At 63.2% G+C, this 8,505-nt stretch carries 4 protein-coding genes; 1 reads left to right on the top strand and 3 read right to left on the bottom strand.

Features of this window, described 5'->3' with window-relative positions:
• Positions 1–344 precede the first annotated feature (344 nt).
• From AB0O52_RS23140 to AB0O52_RS23130, 3 genes are read right to left on the bottom strand one after another with little or no spacing between them, the layout of a single operon-like run.
• A complete protein-coding gene (locus AB0O52_RS23140) occupies positions 345–4,022 on the bottom strand; it encodes a 1,4-alpha-glucan branching enzyme (protein WP_364542919.1) in 3,678 nt (1,225 codons plus the stop codon).
• Positions 4,023–4,032: 10 nt separating this feature from the next.
• Complete coding sequence (gene treS / locus AB0O52_RS23135) at positions 4,033–5,829, bottom strand: maltose alpha-D-glucosyltransferase (protein WP_364542916.1); 1,797 nt, start codon at positions 5,827–5,829, stop codon at positions 4,033–4,035.
• Positions 5,830–5,834: 5 nt separating this feature from the next.
• Positions 5,835–7,904, bottom strand: coding sequence for an alpha-1,4-glucan--maltose-1-phosphate maltosyltransferase (locus tag AB0O52_RS23130; protein ID WP_364542914.1), 2,070 nt, complete (start codon positions 7,902–7,904; stop codon positions 5,835–5,837).
• Between the two features lie 131 nt (positions 7,905–8,035).
• Here AB0O52_RS23130 and AB0O52_RS23125 point away from each other — a divergent pair.
• On the top strand, positions 8,036–8,505 hold a 470-nt coding region (locus AB0O52_RS23125; RefSeq protein ID WP_364542911.1), incomplete at its 3' end, for a DUF3417 domain-containing protein.

Here is an 8,505-nt window from a genome sequence, read left to right as displayed (position 1 = left end):
ATCAACAAACTTGGCACACTATTGAGTTCTCAAACAACAGACACACCCGGCACCACCCACACCCCACAGGGTCCAGGATCGCTCCGGAGCAACTTTTCAAACTTACCGGCTGCCTGCATCCTAGTCAAATCGGCGTTCTTGGCTTGATTTTCACGAGGAACTCAGTCAACTTCACCGATCTCCCCTGGGGAGCAGCGCGGGTACTAACTATACCACCAGTTCCCCGGGGAGGCAAAAGCCCCAGCAGGCGGCATCCTGCGCTTCATCCGCCGCCTGCAAGATCCGCGCAAAGGGCCCGGAAACCCAAGGCTTCCGGACCCTTCGCCCTCAGACAAGCGGAACATCTACCCCACAGGCGCGAACCAGGAAGCTCCGAGCGGCGGCAAGGTGACGGTCAGCGCAGCAGGCAGTCCTTCCGCCCCGGGTGCGGTGGCAAGCAGTTCACCACTATTGATCACACCCGAGCCTCCGTACACCTCGGCGTCGGTGTTGAGTACTTCCCGCCATGCGCCGGCCGACGGGACGCCAAGCACATAATCCCGGTGCGGGCCTCCCGAGAAATTCACGGCGCACACCAGGGGGTTGCCGTCGTGGTCCCAGCGAATAAAGGTCAGTACGTTGCGATCCGCGTCCGCACCGTTGATCCACTGGAAACCGCCAGGCTCGTTGTCCCGGACATGCAGGGCCGGCGTCGAGCTGTACAGCGTGTTCAACTCTTTGGTGAGCAATTGCAGTCCGCGGTGCGAGGGGATGTCGGCAAGGAACCAGTCGAGCCCGTGCTGTTCGGACCATTCAGCCTCTTGGCCGAATTCGGTGCCCATGAAGATGAGCTGCTTGCCCGGGTGCGCCCACTGGTAAGCCATGAACGCCCGCAGGTTGGCAAGCTGCTGCCAGCGGTCGCCGGGCATCTTGCGCAGCATGGACCCCTTGCCGTGCACTACCTCGTCATGGCTGATGGGCAGCAGGAAGTTCTCGGTGAAGGCATAGACCATGGAGAACGTCACCGTACCGTGGTGCCAGCGACGGTTGACCGGGTTTTCGGAGATGTACTTGAGGGAGTCGTGCATCCAGCCCATGTTCCATTTAAGGCCGAATCCCAGGCCGCCATGGTTGGTCGGTGCCGTGACGCCGGGGAACGCCGTGGATTCCTCGGCAATGGTCACTGCGCCCGGGTGGGTCTTGTAGATCGTGGCATTGACCTCTTGGAGGAAGGAGATGGCTTCCAGGTTCTCGCGGCCGCCGTGGACGTTGGGGAACCACTCCCCTTCCTCGCGGGAATAGTCCCGGTAGAGCATGGAGGCCACGGCGTCCACCCGAAGCCCGTCGATGTGGAATTCCTCAAGCCAGTACAGGGCGTTCGCGACCAGGAAGTTGCGAACCTCCGTGCGGCCGAAGTCGAAGATGAGCGTGCCCCAGTCCGGGTGCTCACCGAGACGGGGATCGGAGTGCTCGTAAAGTGGTTCTCCATCGAAGCGGGCAAGGGCCCATGCGTCCTTCGGGAAGTGGGCGGGGACCCAGTCCAGGATGACGCCGATGCCCGCCTGATGCAGCGAATCGACCAGGAACCGGAACTCGTCCGGATGTCCGAAGCGGGAGGTCGGAGCAAAGTAGGACGTGACTTGGTAGCCCCATGAACCACCAAAGGGGTGCTCGGCCACGGGCATGAACTCCACGTGGGTGAAGCCAAGCCACTTCACGTACTCCACGAGGTCCTTGGCCAGCTCCTTGTAGCCGAGGCCAAGTCGCCAGGAACCAAGGTGGACTTCGTAGACGCTCATGGGGGAGTTATGCGGATCCTTGTTGGCGCGCGCCGTCATCCAGGCGTCGTCCTTGAATCGGTAGCCGGACTCCACCACGCGTGACGCGGTCAAGGGCGGAACCTCAGTGCCGAAGGCGAGCGGGTCGGCTTTCTCCACCCAGTGGCCGGCCTTGGTGAGCAGCTCGAATTTGTAGCATGCTCCTGCTGCAACGCCCGGGATGAAGACCTCCCAGACGCCTGAAGACCCGAGGGAGCGCATGGCATGCTCACGCCCATCCCAAGAGTTGAAGTCGCCCTTGACGCGGACTGCCTGTGCGTTGGGCGCCCAGACGGCGAAGGAGACACCGTCCACATCGCCGAGCGGGGAGCGATAGTGCTGGACGTGGGACCCCAGGGTGTCCCAGAGCCGCTCGTGCCGACCTTCTCCGATGAGGTGCAGGTCCAGCTCGCCGACGGTTGGAAGGTAGTGGTAAGGATCATTGATCGTCACCGGTGCGGAATCGCCGTACACAACCTCCAGGCGGTAGTCCGGCACGTGGCCGTGCTGCAGCGGTTCGAGGACCGCCACCCAGATCCCGTCGGTCTCGTGGATCATCGGGGTCGAACCAGCTTCGGTGACTACGCTTACCTCCGCCGCGAGGTGCTTGACCGTGCGGATGGTGACGTGGCCGTGGTCGTCAAGGTGGGCGCCGAGCACCGAGTGCGGCGCATGGTGCGCACCAGCGGCCACCCGGCCCAGGGTAGCGGCGTCCACATACAGCGGGACTCGGGGCCGTTCGGTACGTGCTGAGCCTGTCATTTCCTTACCTTCCGATGTCGCCGCGGCATCCGTGCCGGGGCTCGTATTTCCGAGGAGCTGCCGCGAAGCATTGACCGGAATGGGCAACCAGTCCGGCCTGTTCCGCAGCTCGTAGATCACCTCGTACAAGGCCTTGTCCAGCCACAATGCCACAAACAGTGGCGAATGGCGGTCAATGGTTCCGGGGGTGATGTCGCTGTAGCCGAGCAGGAACGCCTCGGCGCAGTCGTCAACCCACGTGGCGGGAACTCGGGCGTCCGGGTTCTCGCGGATGGCCGCACCGGCCGCGTAGTCGAAGGACCGCAGCATTCCGACGACGTCCCGCAGGGGAACGTCGGGAATGTTACGGTGTTCGATCGGCCTCAGGGGTTCGCCCTCAAAGTCCAGGATCGCCCACCGGGCCGGTTGGCCCGCGGCGCCGGGCACCAAGAGGATCTGGCCCAGGTGAAGGTCTCCGTGGATGCGCTGCAGCGTCCCGGCTTCTTTGCCCGACAGTTGCGTCAGGAGCGCCTCAAGCTGCTGCTCATGGGGCCCGACGGCGGTGCCGGCCTCAGCCCACGACTGGCGGACGCGCCGGGCTACTTCGGGCGCGATGTCCTGGCCCGGCACGCGTTCCCGGGCGGTCCCGAGGGTTTCCGCGAGCCGCAGGTGCACGGTGGCGGTCGCCTGGCCCAGCTGCCGGGCTTCGGTGGCAAAGTCCCTGCCTGATGCCGCAGCGTCGACGGCGAGGCGCCAGGCATCCTGGCCGCCGGCAAGGAATTCGTGGGCAACGGCGAAATCCGCCGAGGCTGTGCCGTGCCGGCCCAGCGGCGTCCTCACTTCCCAGGTTCCGGTAATCCAACCAAGGGTAGAGGGCACTTCCTTCGTTCCCGCCGAGGTCAAGGCCGCGCCGACCTCCACCTCGGGGTTCTTGCCGATCGACAGGACCCGGAAGATCTTCACGATCGCCGGGGACACGCCGTCGTCGACGATCACTGAAGTGTTGGACTGCTCACCGGAAGAGACGCGCACAGTTCCTGTGGCGGTGGGCAGCCGCAGGCTGCCCGGGACCGTATGGCCGTTCGCGGTGCACTCCCCCTCTCCGGGCTCCGCTGAGACCTGACCCCGGATGAGATCGAGCCACGCAGTCACAAAGTCGGGATCGTGGGGGGCGTCGTATACCCAGACCGGGGGGTCCTCATCGCTTGTTCCGCCAATCTGGCCCACTAAGGCAGTCGCCAAGGCGGCCGTGGGCGCGGAGCGGAAGCTGAGCGGTACTTGGATGATGTCAGTCTGCCTCCCGCCATCGGCCGTAGCGTAGGCGACGGAGATGAGCTGGACCTCCAGGCCGGTCCCGGCGGCGGGCGCGGGAAGGCCGAACGAGCCGACGAAATCCAGTTCGAATAACCCTCCCTTGACCGGAAACCAGCGCTGCCGGGGCAGCCATTCCTTGAGCAGGGGGGCCAGGATCGTGGTGGGTGCCATGTGACTCATGTCAGCCTTCGATGGAGAGCACTGGGATGGCCTGGGTGTACGGCGAGGAGCCGGTGGAACCCGCCGAACGTATCCGCAGCCAGAAGAAGTCGTGGCTGCCGAGTGTGAGGGTCAGGGAGCCGTCGGCGCCGATTCCCGGGAACGGCTGGCCTCCGAACACATCCCTTAGGCCTCTTCCGGCGTATTCAGGGATGTCCAAATTAGTAGCAACCGGATGTTGGGACAAGTTGAAAACGCAAAGGACGGATTCGGCGTCTTCGCCTTCCGGATTGTCGTCCCGGAGTTCCCGCAAATAGGCAAGAACCGCCTCGTGGTCTGCCGGAACGTTCCGGTAGCCGCCTAGCCCGAAGACCGCGTGGTTCCTCCGAACGCTCAGGATCTGGCGCGTCCAGCGAAGGAGCGAGCCAGAATGGGCCGCTTCGGCCTCGACGTTCGCCATGCTGTAGTTGTAGACCAGCGACTGGATGACGGGCAGGTAGAGCTTACCGGGGTCGGCATTGGAGAAACCTGCGTTGCGGTCCGGGTTCCATTGCATCGGCGTGCGGACGGCGTCGCGGTCGTCAAGCCAGATGTTGTCTCCCATCCCGATTTCATCCCCGTAGTACAAGAAGGGGCTGCCGGGCAGGGAAAGCAGCAACGCGTTGATGAGCTCGATCTCGGCGCGGGAGTTGTCCAGCAGGGAAGCGAGCCTGCGCCGGATGCCGATGTTGGCCCGCATTCGCGGGTCCGGCGCGTACCAGCCCAGCATGGCGGCACGTTCGTCGGCGGTGACCATCTCCAGGGTGAGTTCGTCGTGGTTTCGCAGGAAGGTACCCCATTGCGCGCCGGCAGGGATTCCCGGGGTCTCCCGCAGTGTCTCGATGATCGGAGCGGCCTTCTGGTCGCGGAGTGCGTAGTACAGGCGCGGCATGATGGGAAAGTGGAAGGCCATGTGGCACTCCGGTTCTTCCTCCGTGCCGAAGTACTCGACGACGTCGTGCGGCGGTTGGTTGGCTTCGGCGATGATCACGCGGCCGGGGTAGTTCGCGTCCACCATTTTCCGAAGGTCCCGCAGGAAGTCATGGGTGGCCGGCAGGTTCTCGCAGTTGGTGCCTTCTTCTTCGAAGAGGTACGGGATGGCATCTGCCCGGAAGCCGTCAATGCCTTGGTCCAGCCAAAACCTGACGACGTCGTGAACGGCTTCGATGACCTTGGGGTTTTCGAAGTTCAGGTCGGGCTGGTGGCTGAAGAAGCGGTGCCAGAAGAACTGCCGGCGGATCGGATCGAAAGTCCAGTTCGACTCTTCCGTATCCACGAAGATGATGCGCGCGTCCTGGTACTTCTCGTCGGTGTCACTCCACACGTAGAAGTCGCCGAACGGGCCGTCCGGGTTCTTGCGTGACTCCTGGAACCAAGGGTGTTGGTCCGAGGTGTGGTTCAGCGGCAGGTCGATGATGACCCTGACGCCCCTCGCGTGGGCTTCGGCCACTAGCCGTTTGAAGTCGCTGATGGTGCCGAATTCGTCCAACACCGACGTGTAATCGGAAATGTCGTAACCACCGTCGCGCAAAGGCGAGGCAAAGAACGGCGGCAGCCACAAACAATCCACCCCGAGCCACTGCAGATAATCCAGCTTGTCGATCAGTCCGTGGAAGTCACCGGAACCGTCGCCATTCGCATCCGCGAAGGCCCTCACCAACACTTCGTAGAAAACAGCCTTCCGATACCAATGAGGGTCATGTTGAAGACCCGGGGCATTCAGCTCGAAAGTGTTCTTCGGCGTGAAGTACTGACTTTGACCCTGCGGATTAAAGCTCACTAAGGCTACCTCCGGATGTTGAGAATGTGTGCCGGTTCTACATGGGCGTCCAGTCGGACGTAGTTGTACTCGCCCCACTCCCAGCTTTCGCCGCTGACCAAATCATCCACCCAGAACCGTCCGTTGTCGGATGGATCCAGCGAAAGAGCGGAGAGATCCAGGGTCACGGTGCTTTCCCTGGTGCCGTGGGGATCGACGTTGACCACAATGATCAAGGTGTCCTTGCTGCCGTCGGGCATGGTCTTGTGCTTGGAGAACACGATCGTTGCGTCATCGGTGCTGTGATGCAACGTCAGGTTCTGCAGGTCACCCAGGGCCGGGTGGGCCTTCCGGATGGCGTTGAGCCGCGTGATGTATGGGGCGAGACTGTGTCCGGAAGCCGCTGCGGCTTCCCAGTTGCGGTTCTTGAACTCATATTTCTCGTTGTCGATGTACTCTTCGGCACCGGGACGCGCCACGTGCTCGTACAGCTCGAATCCGGCGTACATGCCCCAGAGCGGGCTGGCCGTGGCTGCCAGTGCTGCGCGGATGCGGAACGCGGCCGGACCGCCGTACTGGAGGTATTCGGTGAGGATATCCGGGGTGTTGACGAAGAAGTTGGGCCTGAAGAAGGCCGGGGTTACGTGGCTGACCTCGTGGAAATACGATTCCAGTTCGGTTTTGGTGTTCCGCCACGTGAAGTATGTGTACGACTGTTGGAAACCTGCCCGTCCGAGTGCGTGCATCATCGCGGGGCGGGTGAACGCCTCGGCGAGGAAAACGACGTCGGGGTACTTCTTGTTGACCTTGCCGATCAGCCATTCCCAGAACCACACCGGCTTGGTGTGGGGGTTGTCCACGCGGAAAATCTTCACGCCGTGGCTCACCCAAAGGAAGACGATCCGCAGGATTTCCTTGGACAGACCCGCCGGATCGTTGTCGAAGTTCAGGGGGTAGATGTCCTGGTACTTCTTGGGCGGGTTTTCGGCATAGGCGATGCTGCCGTCCACGCGGGTGGTGAACCATTCAGGGTTGGTCTTCACCCAGGGATGGTCCGGGGCGGCCTGCAGCGCCAAGTCCAGCGCCACCTCGAGGCCCAGCTCATTGGCGCGGGCCACGAAGGCGTCGAAATCCTCGAACGATCCCAATTCCGGGTGGATGGCGTCGTGGCCGCCGGCTTCGGAGCCGATGGCCCACGGCGAGCCGGGATCCTGCGGACCCGGAGTCAAGGTGTTGTTGCGTCCCTTGCGGTGCTGGAAACCGATCGGGTGGATGGGCGGCAGGTAGATGACGTCGAAGCCCATGTCCGCAACGGCGTCGAGTCTCTTGGCCGCCGTCGTGAAGTTGCCTGAGGTCCACGTTCCCGTGGTGGGATCGAAAACGGCACCTTCGGAACGGGGGAAGAATTCGTACCAGGCCCCGCGGCCCGCGAGGTCACGCTCCACGAGGAGCGGGTATTGTTCCGAGACGGTTACCAGTTCGCGGATCGGCTGGCGCTCGATGACGGCTGCGACCTCTGCACTGAAGCCGGCGGCAAGTCGCTCCTCGGCAGTCTTGGACGCATCGGCGAGGCCTTCAGAGGCAGCGCGAAGGATGCGCTTGTCCGCTCCGTTCCGCGTGCTTTCGCTGGCCGCTTCGGCGAGCAGGGCGGCGCCCTCGGCGAGCATCAGCTCCACGTCGATGCCGGCCTCGACCTTCACTTCCGCGTTGTGGTGCCACGTGCCGTAGCGGTCGTGCCAGGCCTCGATTGCGAAAGTCCAGGGTCCGGGCGCCGTCGGGGTCAGCAGGCCCTCCCAACGGTCGGTTCCCTTGCCACGCTCACCCGGTGCCGGGGCGAGCCGGACTCGTTGGCGTTCTTTGCCCTTGGGGTCCAGCAGGACGGCGCTCACCCCCAGCTGGTCGTGGCCCTCACGGAAAACCGTGGCGCCAACCACCAAATCTTCACCAGGCAAGGCTTTGGCCGGGAACCGGCCTTCCTCGATCACGGGCTGCACAGCCGTAATGGGGAATCTGCCGAACCTGAGACCTTCGGTGATACCGGCCTTCTGCTTGGACTTGGATGCTGAGCTGGATCGCGGTGCTGCAGTAGTGGTCACAACCTCGACGTTAGCGAGAAAAATCACAATTTGCGAAGAGGTAGGCCAGACTCTTCCGCGCAATGTGTCATTTACCTAAAAGAAACCGAAAGCTGTTCCGGCTGTCTACCGGGTGGATTAGTGTGACGCTCGTGAAGGCAATTCGAAGGTTTACCGTCCGTACCCTGCTCCCCGAGCCGATCCGGCCCCTGGCGCGTCTTGCCACGAATCTGCGCTGGTCGTGGCACCGGCCTACCCGTGAGCTCTTTGCGAGCCTTGACCAGGAATTGTGGGAGGAGAGCCGCCACGATCCGATAAGCCTCCTCGGGTCGATCAGCCGCGACCAGCTGGACCAGCTTGCTTCCAACAATGAACTTGTAGAGCGTGTCCAGCACGCGGCTGCGGACCTGGACCGGTATCTGAGCGAGCCGCGGTGGTACCAGGGCCTGGGTCCGGATGCTCCGGCGTGCATCGCGTACTTTTCCCCGGAGTTCGGGATCACCGAGGTGCTTCCGCAGTATTCCGGAGGCCTGGGGATCCTGGCCGGGGACCATCTGAAGGCCGCTTCGGACCTGGGTGTGCCGCTGATCGGCGTCGGGCTGCTGTACCAGGCGGGTTACTT

Origin of the sequence: Arthrobacter sp. NPDC080073 (assembly GCF_040686575.1) — a bacterium.
Taxonomy (GTDB): domain Bacteria; phylum Actinomycetota; class Actinomycetes; order Actinomycetales; family Micrococcaceae; genus Arthrobacter.
Note: the sequence above shows the minus strand (reverse complement) of the source record. Positions and strands in the feature narration are given on the sequence as shown.